A 16,147-nucleotide genomic window follows, 5' to 3' on the forward strand; every position below is an offset into this window, starting at 1 on the left:
TGCCACAACCCCGGGGACTCGGTGCCGTCGCCGCCGCGGCGACGCGCAGGGTACGGACACACCGCGGCCTTGTCCGCGCACTCCGGCGACCGCGGGTGTGAGGCGGCCGGACCAGCGCGGACCGAAGGGGGGACCGGCCATGGAGGCGGCGGCGGACGAAGGGGGCGGCGTCCGGGTGGTGGCGCCCGGCGCGTTCGTCGAGGACGCCGATGACCTCGGCTACCGGCCCGCTCCCGAGGACGTGCGGCGCCTCGCAGAGCGCGGGCGCACGGTGCTGGTGCGCTGCACACCCCAGCGGGGGTCCGGCGCCGGAGCCGCACCGGAGGACGGCGCGGCCGCCGAGGAGGTGGCGCTGGCGTCGGTCTACGCGTGGCTGGGAGCCCGGGTCTTCGCCACCGGGCGGCCCGATGCGGTCCGCCAGGCGCTGGACCTGGTGGCGTCGGTTCAGGGCCGCCGCCCGCCCGCGGTCGCCCGCCGCGGGCTGGCCTAGATGTGAGGCCCCGGGGCCTCGAACCCCGTTGATCTTGTAGCCATCGTGAAGGAAAACGATTTCCAGTGACGATGGCTACAAGATCGACGGTAATGGGCCCGCGCGCCGGCCCGGCTCACACGTCCCGGGAGGACTCCGACGCCTGTTGCGCGGTCTGCATGTCCGCGGCCTCGTCGGCCACGCGCGCGGCCTCGAACTCGCGGCGGGCGAGGTCGACCTGGGACTTGCGGACGATCTCGACGACCTCGTCGGGGTCGTCGGTCAGGTGTATCAGGTCCGGGTCGCCCGGCGAGATCGTGCCCTCCTCCAGGAGCGTGCTGCGGATCCAGTCGCGCAGCCCCGACCAGAACCCGGTGCCGACCAGCACCACCGGGAACCGGGTGACCTTCCCCGTCTGCACCAGGGTGATCGACTCGAACAGCTCGTCCAGCGTTCCGAACCCGCCGGGCAGCACGACGAACGCCTGCGAGTACTTCACGAACATGGTCTTGCGCACGAAGAAGTACCGGAAGGTGACGCCGATGTCGATGAAGTCGTTGAGGCTCTGCTCGAACGGCAGCTCGATGCCGAGGCCGATCGAGGTGCCGCCGACCTCCTGTGCTCCCCGGTTCGCGGCCTCCATCACGCCGGGCCCGCCGCCGGTGATGACGGCGTAGCCGGAGGAGGCCAGCTTCGTACCGATCTCCTGGCCGAGGCCGTAGTAGGGGGTACCGGGCTTCGTGCGGGCCGATCCGAAGACGCTGACCGCGTGGCCGACCTCGGAGAGCAGCCCGAAGCCTTCGACGAACTCGGACTGGATGCGCAGGACGCGCCACGGGTCGGTGTGCACCCAGTCGGCCGGACCGCGGCGGTCCAGCAGCCGCTGGTCGGTCGTCGTCTCCGGTATTGCGTCTCCGCGATAGGTAAGGGGCCCCGCGCTGCGGGTTTTCCGAGATTCCGTCATGCGGCAACGCTATCCGGACTCGCCGAGCGCCATGCTGAATCCCAGACCACATCCGGGCGGCCGCAATCGGACGGGGGCGTGTCGGCGCGCGGGCCCGCCGGGCGTGCGCCGCAGGGGCTGTGCGGCCCCTCAGCCCGTCCCGGACAGCCAGGAGGCCATCCGCACCTCCGCTTCGGCGACCGCGTCGAGCGAGACCCACTCCTCGCGTGTATGCGCCAGAGCCGGGTCGCCGGGCCCGTAGTTGACGGCCGGCACTCCCAGCTCCGCCATCCGCGCGACGTCGGTCCAGCCGAGCTTGGCGCGAACCTCGCCGCCGCCCACGGCCGAGACGAAGTCGGCCGCCGCGGGATCGTCCAGTCCGGGCCGGGCCGGCGGTGCGGAATCGGTCACCCGGACGTCGAAGCCCTCGAACAGCTCGCGCAGGTGCTGCTCGGCGTCGAGGGAGGTGATGTCGGGCGCGAACCGGTAGTTCACGGTGACGGTGCACTCGTCGGGGATGACGTTGCCGGCCACGCCGCCGGAGACGAAAACCGCGTTGAGCCCTTCGTGGTACTCCAGGCCGTCGACCACCGGCTGCCGCGGGGTGTAGGAGCGCAGCACGTCCAGGACCGGACCGGCGCCGTGGATGGCATTGGTGCCCATCCACGACCGGGCGCTGTGCGCGCGCTCGCCGCGGGAGATGACCTCGACCCGCATCGTTCCCTGGCAGCCGCCCTCGATGACTCCGCCGGTCGGCTCCAGCAGCACCGCGAAGTCGCCCCACAACCGGTCGGGCCGGGTGCGCGACAGGCGCCGGAGGCCGTTGCGCTCGGCGTCGACCTCCTCGCAGTCGTAGAAGACGAAGGTCACGTCGTGCGCGGGCGCGGGCACCGTTGCGGCGAGCCGGAGCTGGACGGCCACGCCGCTCTTCATGTCCGAGGCGCCGCAGCCGTACAGCCGCCCGTCCACCGTGCGGGAGGGGACGTTGCCGACGATGGGCACGGTGTCGATGTGCCCGGCGAGCACCACCCTGCGGCTCCGCCCCAGCTCGGTGCGGGCGACGACCGCATCCCCGTCGCGCTCGACCGCCAGGTGCGGCAACCGGTTCAGGGCGGTCTCGATGGCGTCGGCGAGCGGGCGCTCGCCGCCGCTGACGGATTCGGTGTCGACGAGCTCGGCCGTGAGCGTGCGGACGTCGGCGGTCAGATCCAGCATGTCGGCTGCCTCAGGTTCGTCTCGGGTCTGCGGGAGGCGCGGCGCGCCCGCGGGTGCGCGCGGGCGCCCCGCGCCGGTCCCCCGTAGGCGCCCGGGCGCCCGTGGTCCGGTGCCGCACGCGTACGGGGGGCGCGGGAGGGCTCAGGCGTTGACGCCGTGCTCCCGCAGCAGCTCGTTCAACGCGAGCTTGTCGTGTTCCTGACCGGCCTCCAGGCGCTTGAGCACCAGCAGGCACGGCATGCCGAAGTCGCCGCCGGGGAAGCTCTTGACCCGGTTGGCTGTGACGCAGACCGACCAGGCGGGCGCCTCGCCGCGGGGGAGCTCGTCGCCGGACTCGGCGTCGAAGACCCGGGTGGACGAGGTCAGGATCGTCGCCGCCCCGAGCTTGGCGCCGCGGCGCACGCGCGCACCCTCCACGACCATGCTGCGCGAGCCGAGGAACGCGTCGTCCTCGACGACGACCGGCGACGCCTGCGGCGGCTCCAGCACGCCGCCGATCCCGACCCCGCCGGAGAGGTGCACGTTCTCGCCGACCTGCGCGCAGGAGCCGACGGTGGCCCAGGTGTCGACCATCGTTCCCGAGCCGACCCAGGCGCCGAAGTTGGTGAAGGAGGGCATGAGCACCACGCCGGGAGCCAGGTATGAGCCCCAGCGGGCGATGGCGCCGGGCACGACGCGGACGCCTTCCAGGCGTGTCTTGAGCGGGATGCGGTCGTGGTAGTGGAACTCGCCGACCGCGGCCTCCTGCATCCCGAGGACGCGGAAGCTCAGTAGGATTGCGCGCTTGGCGCGCTCGTCGACGACGACCCGGTCGGTGGCTTCGTCGACGAAGGCGACCCGGGCCTTGCCCGTGTCCAGCTCGTCGACCGCGCCGACGATCACGTCGCGGGCGTCGGTGTGGTCGGGGGTCAGTTCGGATCGGCGCTCCCAGAGGGCGTCGAGCTCCTCGGGAAGCGGACTGGTGAACGCGGTGGTCATGGCCACGGAGCCTACCGGTGGCCGACCCGCTCCCCAACCCGCCGCACGCGGCAGCGCCGCCGTCGCCGCGGCGGATCCGGTGCGCCGGTGCGCCGGTGCGCCGTGCAGGGCCGGATACGCTCCGTCACGCGCGGGCACGATTCACCCCAACGCCTTACTATGCGTGAAGACCCCGGACGCGAGAAGCGCGGCGGCCGATGCCGTGCCCAGGACCGCGCGGGGGTCGATCCTGCCAGCTGAGGCGCGCGGCCTCCCCGCCCGCGCCCCCAACCACTACGGTCTGCCTGTGCCTCGAAAGCTCAGAAGGGTCTCCGCCTTCTTCAAGATCCTCATCGCGCTCACGCTGGTCTGCGGAGCGCTGGTCGCCGGCGGGTACTACGTGATCTCCTCGGTGCGGCCGCTGGAGGTCGCCGACGAACCCGGGCCCGTCGAGAAGTGCACGTTCACGGCCGACGGCGACACCGACTCGCTCGAACCCGCGCAGGCCGCCAACGCGGCGACGATCGCCGGGGTCGCGCTCCGGCGGGACCTGCCCCGGCAGGCCGTGGTCATCGCCTATGCCACGGTCTGGCAGGAGTCGAAGTTCTACAACGTCGAGTACGGCGACCGGGACTCGCTCGGGCTGTTCCAGCAGCGGCCCTCCCAGGAGTGGGGGGACCCCGAACAGCTGATGGATCCCGTCTACGCGAGCGGGGCCTTCTACGACAAGCTCACCGAGATCGACGGCTACGCCGACATGCCGGTCTACGAGGCGGCACAGGCCGTGCAGCGCAGCGCCGACGGCTTCGCCTACGACCAGCACGAGCCCGTGTCGCGGCAGATGGCCGAAGCGTTCACCGGCGCGTCGGGGCCCGAGGTCGCGTGCGTGCTCCCCGACGGGGCGGGCGAGGCGGACCTGGACGCCGCGCGCGAGGAGATGGTGCGCGTCTTCGGCGAGGACCCCGCTGCGATCCCGCCCGGCGGTTCCTACGAGACCGGCGACCTGGGCTGGACGATGGCGCAGTGGGCGGTGGCCAGTGCCCAGGAGTACGGCATCAGCTCGGTGACCTACCAGGACCAGCGCTGGCGCGCCGCCGCGGGCGAGAAGGGCTGGCAGACGGTCCCAGACGGCGCACCGCGCGGCGAGATCGCGCTCTCCTAGGCCGCCCCGGGTCAGGCCAGGGCGCGCAGGCGCTTGGCCGCCGCTTCGACGCGCTCGTCGGTGGCGGTGAAGGCCACGCGCACGTGACCGGCGCCCGCCGGGCCGTAGAAGTCGCCGGGCGCCACGAGGACGCCGTGCTCGGCGAGCAGCGCCACCGATCCCCAGGCGTCGTGCTCGGGGTGGGCCGCCCACAGGTAAAGCCCGGCCTCGGAGTGGGTGATCCGCCAGCCCGCGGCCTGAAGGGCGCCGCGCAGCGCCCCGCGGCGGGCGGCGTAGCGCTCCTTCTGCTCGCGGGCGTGGTCGTCGTCGTCGAGCGCGGCGCGCATGGCCGCCTGGACCGGACCGGGCATGATCATTCCGGCGTGCTTGCGCACCGCCAGCAGCTCGTCGATCAGCGCCTGGTCGCCGACGGCGAACGCCGCGCGGTAGCCGGCGAGGTTGGAGCGCTTGGACAGCGAGTGCAGCGCGATCAGCCCTTCGTGGGAGCCGCCGCACACGTCGGGGTGCAGTACCGAGACGGGGTGGCCGCCCTCCCAGCCCAGGCCGATGTAGCACTCGTCGGAGGCGACCACGGCGCCGCGCTCGCGCGCCCAGGCGACGACCTTGCGCAAGTGCTCGACACCCAGCACGCGGCCGGTCGGGTTGGCCGGGGAGTTGATCCAGACCAGCCGCACGGGTGCGGGCCCGAGCGAGGTGAGGCCGTCGGAGGCCGCGGGGTCGGCTCCGGCCATGCGGATGCCGACGTCGTAGGTGGGGTAGGCGAGTTCGGGGTGGACCACGGTGTCGCCTTCGCCCAGACCCAGCAGCGTGGGCAGCCAGGCGACGAACTCCTTGGAGCCCAGCGAGGGCAGGACGGCCGCGGGGTCCGCGCTCACCCCGTGGCAGCGCGCCAGCCAGTCGGCCGCCGCCGCGCGCAGCTGCGGCGTCCCGTAGGTGGCCGGGTAGCCCGGGGAGTCGGAGGCCGCGGCCAGCGCCTCGCGCACGCGCTCGGGCACCGGGTCGACCGGGGTGCCGACCGACAGGTCCACCGCCCCGTCGGGGTGGGCGCCGGCCGTCTCCTTGTGCGGGGCCAGGCGGTCCCACGGGAAGGTCGGCAGCCGGTCGGCCACGCGCCTGCGCTCGGCCATGGTCTCCATTCCTCGATTCTCGCCGCTGCGGGTGCGGTACCGGTCATGCGACGTGCCGCCGCCGCGGCGCGGCGGCTCCGCACGTCCGGCGGGCGGGCCAGGCCGCTACCGGCGGCCCGCCCGGTCGAGGGGCGGACCGCCGTGCGCGGCCTAACGGAGCGCCGCGCCCTACTCCTCTGCCTGCGGGGGCAGCTTGGCGACCACGGAGTGGTCGGTGTCGAGCTGGCCGACCTTGGAAGCGCCGCCGGGAGAGCCGATCTCGTCGAAGAACTCGACGTTGGCCTTGTAGTACTCCGACCACTGCTCCGGAAGGTCGTCCTCGTAGTAGATGGCCTCCACAGGGCACACCGGCTCGCACGCGCCGCAGTCGACGCACTCGTCCGGGTGGATGTAGAGCATGCGCTTGCCCTCGTAGATGCAGTCGACGGGGCACTCCTCGATGCACGCCTTGTCGAGCACATCGACGCAGGGCTGCGCGATGACGTAGGTCACGTCGTACTCCTCTTCGGTCTTCGCCACGTTGACCGCGCGTAAGTGTCTTCGCTGTCACATAGCCTGGGCGATGCCGGGAGTCCGGAGCGGGACCGCCGGGCATCTGACACACGATTCGCAGTCTCCAGTATTGCGCCCACCGGGCTTTTCCGCGTAATTGGGGGTCGATCCCATGGGTCCTGGCCCGCGCCTGCGGCAGGAGCTGACCCCCGACGACATCGGTCGGCGCGCCACTGTGCGCCTCCGGCTGCCCGGCGGGGGGTTCCGGGATATCGTCGGGGTACTGGAGTCCTGGCAGGACGGCGTTCTGCGACTTCGCCGGCGCGACGGAAATGTGACAGAGGTCACTGCCGAGGACGTCGCGGGAAGCCGTATCGTGCCGCAACGACCGCCCATACGCAGGCGGGGGGCCGAGAGGCCGACGACGGACGGCTAGCGCCCCGCCGCGCGCGAGCCGCACCGCGGGCGCGCCCCGCGGTGCTTCGCCGCCGTCGATGTTGAAGGGGGAGGTGGCGAGTTCACGCCATGCAGGAGACCGTCGCTTCCGCCCTCGCCCAACTCGCCCGCTCCGACGGCCGGGCCGCCCAGGTCGCCGAGACGGCGCTGTCCACGCTCACCGACGGCCGCAACCTGGAGGCGCTGACCCAGCACACGGTCCAGGAGTTCTGCTGGTACGTGCTGCCGGTGCGCTTCTCCGCCGACTCCGCCGAGCGGGCGTTCGCGGCCCGTTCGCTGGGCCGCCTGTTCTCCCTGCTCGGCCTGGACCGCTACGCGGCCATCTGCACGTCGGGCACCACCCGCGAGATCCTGGAGAACCACCGGGTCAGCCACGACTCCGGCCACCAGGCCTACCGCCGGGCGATGCGCGCCTCCGGAGTCGAGCCGCCCGACCTTCCCGAGCTGACCTGGGGCAGCACGCTCGGCTCGGCCGAGATCGCGGCCTACCAGGCAACCTCGGCCTCCCTGGAGCTCGCCGTCGCACTGGAGGAACTGCGGCCGGGCACGCCCGCCTGGCGCAACACCCAGCAGCAGCGCACACGGGCGTTCCTGACCCAGCCCGACCCGCAGGGCCGCAGCAGACTCGACCGCGTGCGCGAGGAGCGGGTGCGCGCCTGGCTGTCCTCACCTTCGCACCCCCACCGCCAGCGGCTGTGGCCGCTGCTGGGACAGCTCATCAGCGGGGCCGAGACCCCGCCCGACGCCGCGGCCGCGCTGGCGCCGGTGGTGCGGCTGCTGGACTACGCCGACGACGGCATCGGGCTCACCCAGATCGGCTACATCTCGCCCAGCGTGGTCCGCGAGCTCTGCGCCGAGTTCGACTGGGGCACCTCTCCCTCGCCGCCGCGCAGCGAGACCGACTCCACCCAGCTCATCGCGCTGCACAAGCTGCTTCGCACCATGCGGGCGGTGCGCAAGTCGGGCCGTCGCCTGGTGCTCACCCGGCGCGGGAGGATGCTGCACGACGACACCGAGGCGCTGTGGCGTGCAGTGGCCGAGAGCGTACTGGACACCGACGGGTTCGCCCAGGCCGCCACCGAGACCCTGCTCGGGCTTCTGCTGTCCTTCTCGTCGCGCTCGACCGGCAGCCACGCCCGCGACACCTGCGGCGACATCGCCGAGGAGGCCCGCCTGGTGCTCGCCGACTCCGGCTGGGGCAACGAAGCCTCCAGCCGCCTTCCCGACACCCAGCAGGTGGGCTCGGTGCTGATCACGGTCACCTGGCTGCTGGAGACGCTCGGCTTCGTCGTGGGCGGCGACCTGCTGGGCGAGGGCGGCAGCCACCAGCTCACCAAGGCCGGGCACGCCTTCTCGCTGACCGCCATGCACATCTCGGCGACCACTCCTCCGACCTCGCTCTAGCCAGCCGCCGCCGACGGGACGGCGCCCGCCGCACAGCGGGCGGCACGCTCGGCGACCCGGTGCGCAGGGCCGGGGATGTGCGCCTAGCCTGGATGGCGGCGCGCCGCCGCCGATCCCCCGCGCACCGCGCCACCCGGCGCCGCGCGACTCGCCGAGCGCGACTCGCGCGGCCCGTCGCCGGCCTGCCGACATCCGCTATCCGACGAGCTGGAGCACCATGCCCGCGCCTGAGCCCACCGACCGGGAAGAAGACGCCGCACCGCGGCCGGACGCCGCGGCCACCGCCGAGGACCCCGGGGCGCCCGAGGAGGCGGCCGAGGGCCGGGACGGCGGCGAGGCCGGCGCAGAGCGTGCGGACGCCGACTCCCCCGATGCGGACGCACCCGCCGGCCGATCGGCGGCCGACCTGCTGCCCAGCCCGGTCTTCGTGCTGCTGCTGGGCGTGGTCGGCCTGGCCGGCTGGTTCTCCTGGACGCGAGCCGAGGTCGACTGGACCGGCGACGGCGCGCGGGTCTACCTGCCCTTCGTCTTCATCCTGACCGGGTGGATCGCCTCACTGGTCCTGCACGAGTACGGGCACGCCGCGCTCGCCTACCGCTTCGGCGACCGCTCCCTGCGCGGCGGCGGCTACCTGCGGCTCAACCCCCTCCGCTTCCGCGAACTGTTCTCCAGCCTGCTGATGCCGGTGGCGTTCCTGCTGCTGGGCGGGATCGGCCTGCCGGGCCCGGCGACCTATCTGGACGACTCCGCCGTGCCGAGCCGGGCCCGGCGCAGCCTGGTCGCCGCCGCGGGGATCGCCGTCAACCTTCTGCTCGCCGCCGCGGCTGCCGCCGCCGTTGCCGTTCTGGTGCCCTCCGGCATGTTCACCGACAACTGGATGCTCGGCGGGCTGATGTACCTGTGCTACCTCAACCTCACCGCGGCGGTGCTCAACCTCCTGCCGATACCGGGCATGGACGGCTTCGGCGTCGTCGCGCCGTACCTGCCCGGCGCAATCGCCGAGCGGGTGCGCCCGTGGGGGCTGTTCGGGGTCATCGCGGTGTTCGCGGTGCTGTGGGTGCCGCAGGTCAACGTCGAGGTGCCGCGGCTGATGACGCAGGTGTTCGCGGGCCTGGGGATGCCGCAGGTGGACGTCGGGTTCGGCGAGGTGCTGCTGCGGTTCTGGGTGTCCTGACGCCGGGAGCGCCACGGTGCTCGGTGCCGCCTCAGGGGCCGGGCTCGGTCGTCACGGCGGCGATGCCGACGGCGGTGAGGCCGCCGAAGAGGTAGCAGTAGTCGATCACGGTCGAGGTCAGCACGATGTCGCCGCCGGAGGTCACCGCGATCAGCGAGAACACGGCGGCCGCCCAGCCCAGCGCCGGGAGCACGGCGCCCAACCGCGAGCCCATCCCCCAGCCCGCCCCTCGGCAGGCGGCGAAGAGCGCGGCCAGCGCCGCCAGGAGCGCCACGGCGGCCGCCGCCTGCCCCGCCGGTCCCGCCAGCCACAGGTAGGACAGCCACCCGGCGATGACCGAGCCGCCGAAGCCGACCGCCGCTCCCGCGGCGAGCAGCACCGTGTAGCCCAGTCCGGTCACGACCGGATCGGCGATCCGCTCCGCCGCCCCCGTGCGGCGCTCGGCCGCGGCGCCGGGCGGGCGGGGTGGGTGCGGCTGCTGCTGTGCGGTCACGACGGGAGGCCTTCCTGGCGTTGCTGGTGGTCGCGGGCGCGCGGCGGACGCGGGCCCGATGGGCCCCGTCCCGCCCGTCCCGCCGGCGGGTAGGCCGGCGGCGGGTCAGGCGAACAGGTCCGTCTCGTGGCCGTTCGGCCCCCGGCGCGCCGCCGGGCCGGCGATCTGGCTGAAGTACTCGACCGCCTGGATCTCCTGCGCGATCCCGTTGGAGAGCGCGAACAGCTCGCCGTCGACGCTGATCTGGGTGGCGTGCGCGCGCATCGCCAGCACCTTGGCCGCCCAGTGCGCCGAGGCGTCCACGCGTGAGGTGACGAGGCGGTCCGGGGTGCCCGGCGCGATGTCGGCGGCGGTCGCGGGCGCCCGGAACGGCCCGGGGCCGCTGCGCAGCCGCTCGACCGACTCCTCCAGCACCGAGCCGGGCTGGGCGACGGCGTAGAGCTTGCGTGTCTGCCAGGGCGTACCGGGCAGGGCGCGCTCGGCGGCCTTCTGGAACGCGCTCACGGCGACGCGGTGCGCCTGGATGTGGTCGGGGTGGCCGTAGCCGCCGTTGTCGTCGTAGGTGACGACGACGTGCGGACGCACCTCGCGGATGAGCTGGGCCAGCAGGTGCGCTGCCTCCTCCACGTCGGCCCGCCAGAAGCAGTCGGGCCGCTCGTTTGCGGCGGCGCCCATCATTCCGGAGTCGCGGTAGCGGCCGGGGCCGCCGAGGAACCGGTGGTCGCGCACGCCCATCGCCAGGCAGGCCTTGTCCAGCTCGCCGACACGGTGCTCGCCGAGGGTGTCGTCCCGGTCGGAGCCCAGGTGCGCGAGTTCGGGCGGGATGATCTCGCCCTCCTCGCCGCGCGTACACGTCACCAGCGTGACCTCGGCGCCCTCAGCGGCGTACTTGGCCATGGTCGCCCCGGTGACGATGGACTCGTCGTCGGGATGGGCGTGCACCAGGAGCAGTCGCCGATCTGTCATGGTCTGGACGATACCCCGGTCGGGGCCCTCTGCACGGCACTGCGCCCGGCACGTCCGGACGCGCTCCGCAGACCCGCGTCCGGCGGCCGCCCCCGCGGGCGATGCGCCACAATCGACGCATGAGCTTTCCCCGGCAACAAGCCCGCACACGGCGGTTCACCATCGGTGTCCCGCGCGCGTTCCAGGTCTCACCGGACGGCAGGCGCGTCACCTTCCTGCGCGGTAGGAACGGCGAGGACGCCGCGACGTGCCTGTGGATACGCGACCTCGACGAGGCTGCGGAGCGCGTGGTGGCCGACCCGCGCACCATCGGCGCCGACGACGAGGACCTGCCCGCCGAGGAGCGCGCCCGCCGCGAGCGGCTGCGCGAGACCGGCGCGGGCATCGTCTCCTACACCGTCGACGCGGACTTCACCCGCGCCGTCTTCACGCTCTCGGGGCGGCTGTACACGGCCGACCTCGCAGGCGGCGCCGCGCCCAGCGGGGTCGCGGCCGCGGTCGCGCCCGTCGTGGACCCGGCGGTCTCTCCGAAGGGCGACGCCGCGGCCTACGTCAGCGGCGGCGCGCTGCACGTCGTCGGGCTCGACGGCGGTGGCGACCGGGTGCTGGCCGAGCCGGACGGCGACGGGGTCGCGTGGGGGCTGGCGGAGTTCGTCGCCGCCGAGGAGATGAGCCGCTACCGGGGCCTGTGGTGGGCACCCGACGGCTCGGCGGTGCTGGCGGCCCGCGTGGACGACTCGCCGGTCGCCAGGTGGACCATCAGCGACCCCGCCAACCCCGACGCCGCCGCCCGGACCATGGCCTACCCGGCGGCGGGCACGCCCAACGCCGATGTGCGGCTCGCGGTGCTGAGCCTCGACGGGGACGGCCTCGCCGAACCGCGCTGGATCGACTGGGACCGCGACGAGCTGCCCTACCTGGCCCGCGCCGGGTGGACGGGCCGCGGCGCCGGCGGCGGGGCCCCGGCGGGCTCCGGTACCGGGGCGCCCCCCGAGGTCGTGTTCACCGCACAGAGCCGCGACCAGCGCACGCTCGCACTGCTGCGGGCCGACCCGCTCACAGGTAAGGCGGTCCGCGAGCTCGCCGAGACCGACGCAACGTGGGTCGAGAACATGCCGGGCGTGCCGGCCTTCACCGCGAGCCGCGAACTGGTGTGGATCGGGCGCGGCGAGCAGGACGGGCGGCGCGCCCTGCTGGTGGGCGGCCGCGAGTCGGGCCCGCCCGGCGGCGCCTACCTGCGGGCCGTGGCCGACGTCGACGGCGACCGGGTGCTCTACTCGGCTTCCCCGGCCGGACGGCCCGGCGAGGTGGGCCTGTGGCTGCTGGACACGGCCACCGGCCAGACCTCTGCGGTCGAGGTGCCGCATGAGGCCTCCGGCGGCGGCCGGCCGGGCGGGGAGGGTGCGGTTCTCTCGGGCAGGCTGGGCGGCGGAACGCTGGTCGTCCAGCGCCGCGGCATGGACGCCGACGGGGTGCGCACGGTGCTGATGCGGGGCGCCGAGTCCGGCGGCGCACCGGTCGTCGCGGGCGCGGTCGAGAGCTTCGCCCCGGCACCCGACCTGCCGGTGCCCAACGTGCGCTTCTGGTCGGCGGGCGAACGGGGCGTGCCCTCGGCGCTGGTGCTGCCGTCCTGGTACGACCCGGACGCCGAGGGCACCGCTGCCCGGCTCCCGGTGCTGATGGACCCCTACGGCGGGCCGCACGCACAGCGTGTGCTGCGCACCCGCAGCGCCTACCTCACGTCGCAGTGGTTCGCCGACCAGGGGTTCGCGGTGGTGATCGCGGACGGGCGCGGCACGCCGGGAATCAGCGTCGAATGGGAGCAGGCGGTCCACGGCGACCTGGCGGGGCCGGTGCTGGAGGACCAGGTCGCGGCACTGCACGACGCAGCCGCCCGCTTCGGCTGCCTGGATCTGGATCGGGTCGCGATCCGCGGCTGGTCCTTCGGCGGCTACCTGGCGTCCCTGGCGGTGCTGCGCCGGCCCGAGGTCTTCCACGCGGCGGTGGCGGGGGCTCCCGTCACCGACTTCAGCCTGTACGACACCCACTACACCGAGCGCTACCTGGGTACGCCGCAGGGCCGGCCGGAGGCCTACGCGCGTTCCAGCGTCCTGGAGGGCTGGGCCGGGCAGAACCGCCCACTGATGCTCATCCACGGCCTGGCCGACGACAACGTGGTCTTCGCCCACACCCAGCGGCTGTCGTCGGCACTGCTGGCGGCGGGACGGGCCCACACCGTGCTGCCGCTGTCGGGCATCACCCATATGGCCTCGGAGGAGACCACGGCGGAGAACCTGCTGCTGCTGCAGGTGGAGTTCCTGCACCGGTCCCTGGGCTCCGGCCCGAACCCTCGCTGATCTTGTAGCCATCGTGCATGGAAATCGTTTTCCTTCACGATGGCTACAAGATCGACGTGCTGCGCGGTGACGCACCACCCGCACCCGGGTTGGCAGACGAATGTGGCCTGATCCGGCCAATTCTCGGGCCTACTGCCACGGTGGGTGACCCCTGGTGCAGCCACCCTGCAGCGCCCGCTCATGCGGCCACTGCGCCACTCCCGGCGCCTCGCGGGGGCCGCCCGGGCGCCCGGGCGGCGCCCGCGCCCTCGCGGGGGCGACGTCGGGTGACGTCGCTAGCGCTCCGCCGGCTGTCGCGGCGGCCGACCATGACCTAGGGTTTCGGGCGCTCACCGAAAGTCGGTGGGCGGGCACGGCGGTCTTGTGTCCCTCTCCTTGCGTACGACCGCCTGCCGCCGGCGGGTCCCCGCTGAGTCCCCGCTCGTCGGCGGGGCCCGCCACCCCGCTACCCCTGAAAGAACAGCAGTGCGCAAGTCCCCCTTCGCCCTGGCGTGCGGCAGCGCAGCCGTCGCCCTCGGCCTGCTCGTCGCCGGTGCCGCGACGACCGCCGACCGCACCCCGGTCCCGCAGGACATGTCCGTCTCCGCGGCCCCGCCCGTCGCAGCGCGCCCGGAACCGCGGCACACCCCCGATCCGGCGCCGACCGGCGACGGCGCGGCGGTACCCCGGGCGGAGCAGGTCGCCCGCTCCGCCGCGGCGCGGCTCCGCGCCGGCCTCGGCGAGGCGCTCGGCCCCGGCGCCCCGGGCACCGCGGGCGAGGGTCTGGGCGTCACGTTCCGGCCCGGTCCGCGGACCGGCGCGGGACGCCGGAACGCCGCTGTGGCCGAGGATCCGGCGCCCCACGAGTTCGGGCCGAACCTACTCACGGGCTAAGCTGCCGACGAGGCTCGCCGGTATGTGGCAATAGCCGGGAACGGACCGATATGTCGCATGGGCGCAGGGCAGGCACCGTACGCAGTGCGCACGCGGCGCCCCGCCGGCTCGGCGGCTTCACGAGCACTCCGGTGCCGACAGGGGCGCCGGAGTCTCGCGCATCGCAACGCCCGGGTGCGCGAGGCCGGTCGGCGTATCCCACCCGCATCCACTCCCCGGTACGCCGACCGGCTCCCCGGGCCTTCGGGGCCGTCCCCGCGCCACCGCCCCCGGGCGGGAGGACGGCCCGCATTCCCTAGACTGCGGCCATGCGCTTCGTCCTGCCGGCCATCCTCCTCGACGCCGCATTCGTACTCGTCTTCGTGGTGATCGGGCGCATCAACCATGCGGAAGGGCTGACACCGGTCGGCGTTGCGCACACCCTCTGGCCCTTCGCCGCAGCACTGGTCGCGGGATGGCTGGCGGTGCTGCCGTGGCGGCCGTGGCGCAACCCGAAGGCCGTGTTGACGACCGGCTGGCTCGTGCTGCTGGTCACGGTGGGCGGGGCGGTGCAGCTTCGTGAGGCCACCGGTGAAGACGCCCCCTTCTCGTTCGTCCTTGTGACGGCGCTGTTCCTGGCCGCCGCCCTGCTGGGCTGGCGCGCCCTGGCCGCCCTGGTCCGCCGCCGCGCCGCCGCGCCGCCGCGGACACCGGCGGACACCGCGGACACCGCCCGACCCGTTGATCTTGTAGCTATCGTGAAGGAAAACGATTTCCAGTGACGATGGCTACAAGATCAACGGGTGCTGAGCCCTCCCGCGCAGCGCCGCGACTCCGGGGCGGCCCCGGGGCGGCGCCCGGTGCCGACGCATCCCTGGCGGGGCGGGCGCGGATCCGAGAGTATGGGGCGAGGAAAGCCGCGACTTCCCCCTCAACGTCCGACGCCCGGGAGGGCCCTGTGGTCGACCAGGTGCTCATCGCCATCGCCGCCGCCGTAGCCGGCAAGGCCGTGGAACCGATGACCGAGCACGCCGTATCCGCCCTGCGCGGCCTGCGCAAGGCCGTCATCGAACGCTTCCGCGACGATCCGCAGGCCCGCGGGGCCTTGGAGGCCGCTCAGATCGACAACGAGGACGACGAGGCCGTCGAGGCGCTCGCCGGGCACCTGGACTCCGCTGCTGCATCCGACCCCGCGATCGGCAGGCTGACCGACGCACTGCGCCCGCACTTCGGCGCCGCCGACGGCGGTGTGGTCAACACGGTGCAGGGCGACGTCAGCGGCTCGGTGGTCCAGGCCCGCGACATCCACGGCGGTGTGCGCTTCGACCGCCCCTAAGCTGGGGCGCGTGACCGACCAGGCCCTTCCCGACCCCGCAGCCCCCGACACCCCCGGTGCCCGCGGCGACCGGCACGAGGTGGGGGTGGGGCCGTGGCGGGGGGCCTGGCCCGAGGGCGGACACTACGACCCCGAGCTGCTGTCCGAGGGCGACCGCCGCAACGTCGTGGACCGCTACCGGTACTGGCGCCGCGAGGCGATCGTCGCCGACCTCGACACCCGGCGCCACCCCTTCCACGTTGCCGTGGAGAACTGGGAGCACGACTTCAACATCGGCTCGGTGGTGCGCACGGCGAACGCGTTCGCCGCGGAGGCCGTGCACATCGTGGGGCGGCGCCGGTGGAACCGCCGCGGCGCCATGGTGACCGAGCGCTACCAGCACGTCCACCACCACGCCGACACCCCCGACCTGGTCGCCTGGGCGCGGGAGCGCGGGCTGCCCCTCGTCGGCGTCGACAACCTGCCGGGCGCGGTGCCGCTGGAGACGTACCCGCTGCCGCGCGCGTGCGTGCTGGTCTTCGGGCAGGAGGGTCCCGGGCTTTCGGCCGAGGCGCGGGCGGTGTGCGAGTCCGTGCTGTCCATCGGGCAGTACGGGTCCACGCGCTCGATCAACGCGGGCGCAGCCGCCGCGATCGCCATGCACGCCTGGGTCCGGGCGCACGTCTTCCAGCAGCGGCCCTGAGCGCTTCCGCCGCCCGCCCCTGGCACCCCGCGACCGGTGCGCGAGAACGTGCGCTGAAGCGA

General features: G+C 74.0%; 17 protein-coding genes. 10 read left to right on the forward strand and 7 right to left on the reverse strand.

What is annotated here, in order from left to right; all coding sequences use genetic code 11:
- Positions 1 to 139 precede the first annotated feature (139 nt).
- Positions 140 to 490 (forward strand): hypothetical protein, encoded by a 351-nt coding sequence (locus RM446_RS09375; protein WP_311544795.1) that lies wholly within the window; start codon positions 140 to 142, stop codon positions 488 to 490.
- A gap of 115 nt (positions 491 to 605) precedes the next feature.
- On the opposite strand, the gene RM446_RS09380 is transcribed toward RM446_RS09375, so the two are convergent.
- The 3 genes from RM446_RS09380 to RM446_RS09390 form a co-directional block, all read right to left on the reverse strand.
- Complete coding sequence (locus tag RM446_RS09380) at positions 606 to 1,433, reverse strand: LOG family protein (protein WP_311544796.1); 828 nt, start codon at positions 1,431 to 1,433, stop codon at positions 606 to 608.
- 129 nt (positions 1,434 to 1,562) lie between these two features.
- On the reverse strand, positions 1,563 to 2,627 hold the full coding sequence (dapE, locus tag RM446_RS09385; RefSeq protein ID WP_311544797.1) for a succinyl-diaminopimelate desuccinylase: 1,065 nt from the start codon (positions 2,625 to 2,627) through the stop codon (positions 1,563 to 1,565).
- A 141-nt stretch (positions 2,628 to 2,768) separates the two neighbouring features.
- The gene (locus RM446_RS09390) at positions 2,769 to 3,605 is read right to left on the reverse strand and encodes a 2,3,4,5-tetrahydropyridine-2,6-dicarboxylate N-succinyltransferase (protein ID WP_311544798.1); all 837 of its coding nucleotides are present in this window, start codon (positions 3,603 to 3,605) and stop codon (positions 2,769 to 2,771) included.
- A 286-nt stretch (positions 3,606 to 3,891) separates the two neighbouring features.
- Here RM446_RS09390 and RM446_RS09395 point away from each other — a divergent pair, with 286 nt between their 5' ends.
- Positions 3,892 to 4,746, forward strand: coding sequence for a hypothetical protein (locus RM446_RS09395; protein WP_311544799.1), 855 nt, complete (start codon positions 3,892 to 3,894; stop codon positions 4,744 to 4,746).
- 11 nt (positions 4,747 to 4,757) lie between these two features.
- Here the strand turns inward: RM446_RS09395 and dapC are convergent, their stop codons facing one another.
- Positions 4,758 to 5,873, reverse strand: coding sequence for a succinyldiaminopimelate transaminase (gene dapC / locus RM446_RS09400; protein WP_311544839.1), 1,116 nt, complete (start codon positions 5,871 to 5,873; stop codon positions 4,758 to 4,760).
- Between the two features lie 168 nt (positions 5,874 to 6,041).
- Positions 6,042 to 6,365 carry a ferredoxin gene (gene fdxA, locus RM446_RS09405; protein ID WP_311544840.1) on the reverse strand — a complete coding sequence of 108 codons (324 nt, stop codon included), beginning with the start codon at positions 6,363 to 6,365 and terminating at the stop codon, positions 6,042 to 6,044.
- Between the two features lie 172 nt (positions 6,366 to 6,537).
- Here fdxA and RM446_RS24900 point away from each other — a divergent pair, with 172 nt between their 5' ends.
- The 3 genes from RM446_RS24900 (at position 6,538) to RM446_RS09420 (ending at position 9,399) form a co-directional block, all read left to right on the forward strand.
- Complete coding sequence (locus tag RM446_RS24900; protein ID WP_311544800.1) at positions 6,538 to 6,801, forward strand: putative acetyltransferase; 264 nt, start codon at positions 6,538 to 6,540, stop codon at positions 6,799 to 6,801.
- Between the two features lie 89 nt (positions 6,802 to 6,890).
- A complete protein-coding gene (locus RM446_RS09415; protein WP_311544801.1) occupies positions 6,891 to 8,225 on the forward strand; it encodes a hypothetical protein in 1,335 nt (444 codons plus the stop codon).
- Between the two features lie 217 nt (positions 8,226 to 8,442).
- A complete protein-coding gene (locus tag RM446_RS09420; RefSeq protein WP_311544802.1) occupies positions 8,443 to 9,399 on the forward strand; it encodes a site-2 protease family protein in 957 nt (318 codons plus the stop codon).
- Positions 9,400 to 9,430: 31 nt separating this feature from the next.
- On the opposite strand, the gene RM446_RS09425 is transcribed toward RM446_RS09420, so the two are convergent.
- The gene (locus RM446_RS09425) at positions 9,431 to 9,892 is read right to left on the reverse strand and encodes a hypothetical protein (RefSeq protein ID WP_311544803.1); all 462 of its coding nucleotides are present in this window, start codon (positions 9,890 to 9,892) and stop codon (positions 9,431 to 9,433) included.
- Between the two features lie 105 nt (positions 9,893 to 9,997).
- Positions 9,998 to 10,858: an N-acetyl-1-D-myo-inositol-2-amino-2-deoxy-alpha-D-glucopyranoside deacetylase gene (gene mshB, locus RM446_RS09430; RefSeq protein ID WP_311544804.1), complete on the reverse strand. Its 861-nt coding sequence runs from the start codon at positions 10,856 to 10,858 to the stop codon at positions 9,998 to 10,000.
- A 119-nt stretch (positions 10,859 to 10,977) separates the two neighbouring features.
- Here mshB and RM446_RS09435 point away from each other — a divergent pair, with 119 nt between their 5' ends.
- The 5 genes from RM446_RS09435 (at position 10,978) to RM446_RS09455 (ending at position 16,085) form a co-directional block, all read left to right on the forward strand.
- Complete coding sequence (locus tag RM446_RS09435) at positions 10,978 to 13,215, forward strand: prolyl oligopeptidase family serine peptidase (protein WP_311544805.1); 2,238 nt, start codon at positions 10,978 to 10,980, stop codon at positions 13,213 to 13,215.
- 465 nt (positions 13,216 to 13,680) lie between these two features.
- Positions 13,681 to 14,088 carry a hypothetical protein gene (locus RM446_RS09440; RefSeq protein ID WP_311544806.1) on the forward strand — a complete coding sequence of 136 codons (408 nt, stop codon included), beginning with the start codon at positions 13,681 to 13,683 and terminating at the stop codon, positions 14,086 to 14,088.
- A 308-nt stretch (positions 14,089 to 14,396) separates the two neighbouring features.
- Positions 14,397 to 14,849, forward strand: a complete 453-nt coding sequence (locus tag RM446_RS09445; RefSeq protein ID WP_311544807.1) for a DUF3054 domain-containing protein — start codon at positions 14,397 to 14,399, stop codon at positions 14,847 to 14,849.
- A gap of 176 nt (positions 14,850 to 15,025) precedes the next feature.
- Entirely contained in the window at positions 15,026 to 15,403 is a 378-nt protein-coding gene (locus RM446_RS09450; protein ID WP_311544808.1) for a hypothetical protein, read from the forward strand.
- A gap of 79 nt (positions 15,404 to 15,482) precedes the next feature.
- Positions 15,483 to 16,085, forward strand: coding sequence for a TrmH family RNA methyltransferase (locus tag RM446_RS09455; protein ID WP_311544841.1), 603 nt, complete (start codon positions 15,483 to 15,485; stop codon positions 16,083 to 16,085).
- Positions 16,086 to 16,147 lie beyond the last annotated feature (62 nt).

This window comes from Streptomonospora wellingtoniae (assembly GCF_031845375.1).
Lineage (GTDB): Bacteria > Actinomycetota > Actinomycetes > Streptosporangiales > Streptosporangiaceae > Streptomonospora > Streptomonospora wellingtoniae.

Bases quoted from the DNA above. Each gene is read 5' to 3' on its own strand.
- RM446_RS09380 (WP_311544796.1), bottom strand. From the start codon at position 1,433: ATGACGGAATCTCGGAAAACCCGCAGCGCGGGGCCCCTTACCTATCGC.
- RM446_RS09415 (WP_311544801.1), top strand. From the start codon at position 6,891: ATGCAGGAGACCGTCGCTTCCGCCCTCGCCCAACTCGCCCGCTCCGAC.
- RM446_RS09375 (WP_311544795.1), top strand. From the start codon at position 140: ATGGAGGCGGCGGCGGACGAAGGGGGCGGCGTCCGGGTGGTGGCGCCC.
- RM446_RS24900 (WP_311544800.1), top strand. From the start codon at position 6,538: ATGGGTCCTGGCCCGCGCCTGCGGCAGGAGCTGACCCCCGACGACATC.
- dapE (WP_311544797.1), bottom strand. From the start codon at position 2,627: ATGCTGGATCTGACCGCCGACGTCCGCACGCTCACGGCCGAGCTCGTC.
- mshB (WP_311544804.1), bottom strand. From the start codon at position 10,858: ATGACAGATCGGCGACTGCTCCTGGTGCACGCCCATCCCGACGACGAG.
- RM446_RS09420 (WP_311544802.1), top strand. From the start codon at position 8,443: ATGCCCGCGCCTGAGCCCACCGACCGGGAAGAAGACGCCGCACCGCGG.
- dapC (WP_311544839.1), bottom strand. From the start codon at position 5,873: ATGGCCGAGCGCAGGCGCGTGGCCGACCGGCTGCCGACCTTCCCGTGG.
- RM446_RS09390 (WP_311544798.1), bottom strand. From the start codon at position 3,605: ATGACCACCGCGTTCACCAGTCCGCTTCCCGAGGAGCTCGACGCCCTC.
- RM446_RS09445 (WP_311544807.1), top strand. From the start codon at position 14,397: ATGCGCTTCGTCCTGCCGGCCATCCTCCTCGACGCCGCATTCGTACTC.
- RM446_RS09435 (WP_311544805.1), top strand. From the start codon at position 10,978: ATGAGCTTTCCCCGGCAACAAGCCCGCACACGGCGGTTCACCATCGGT.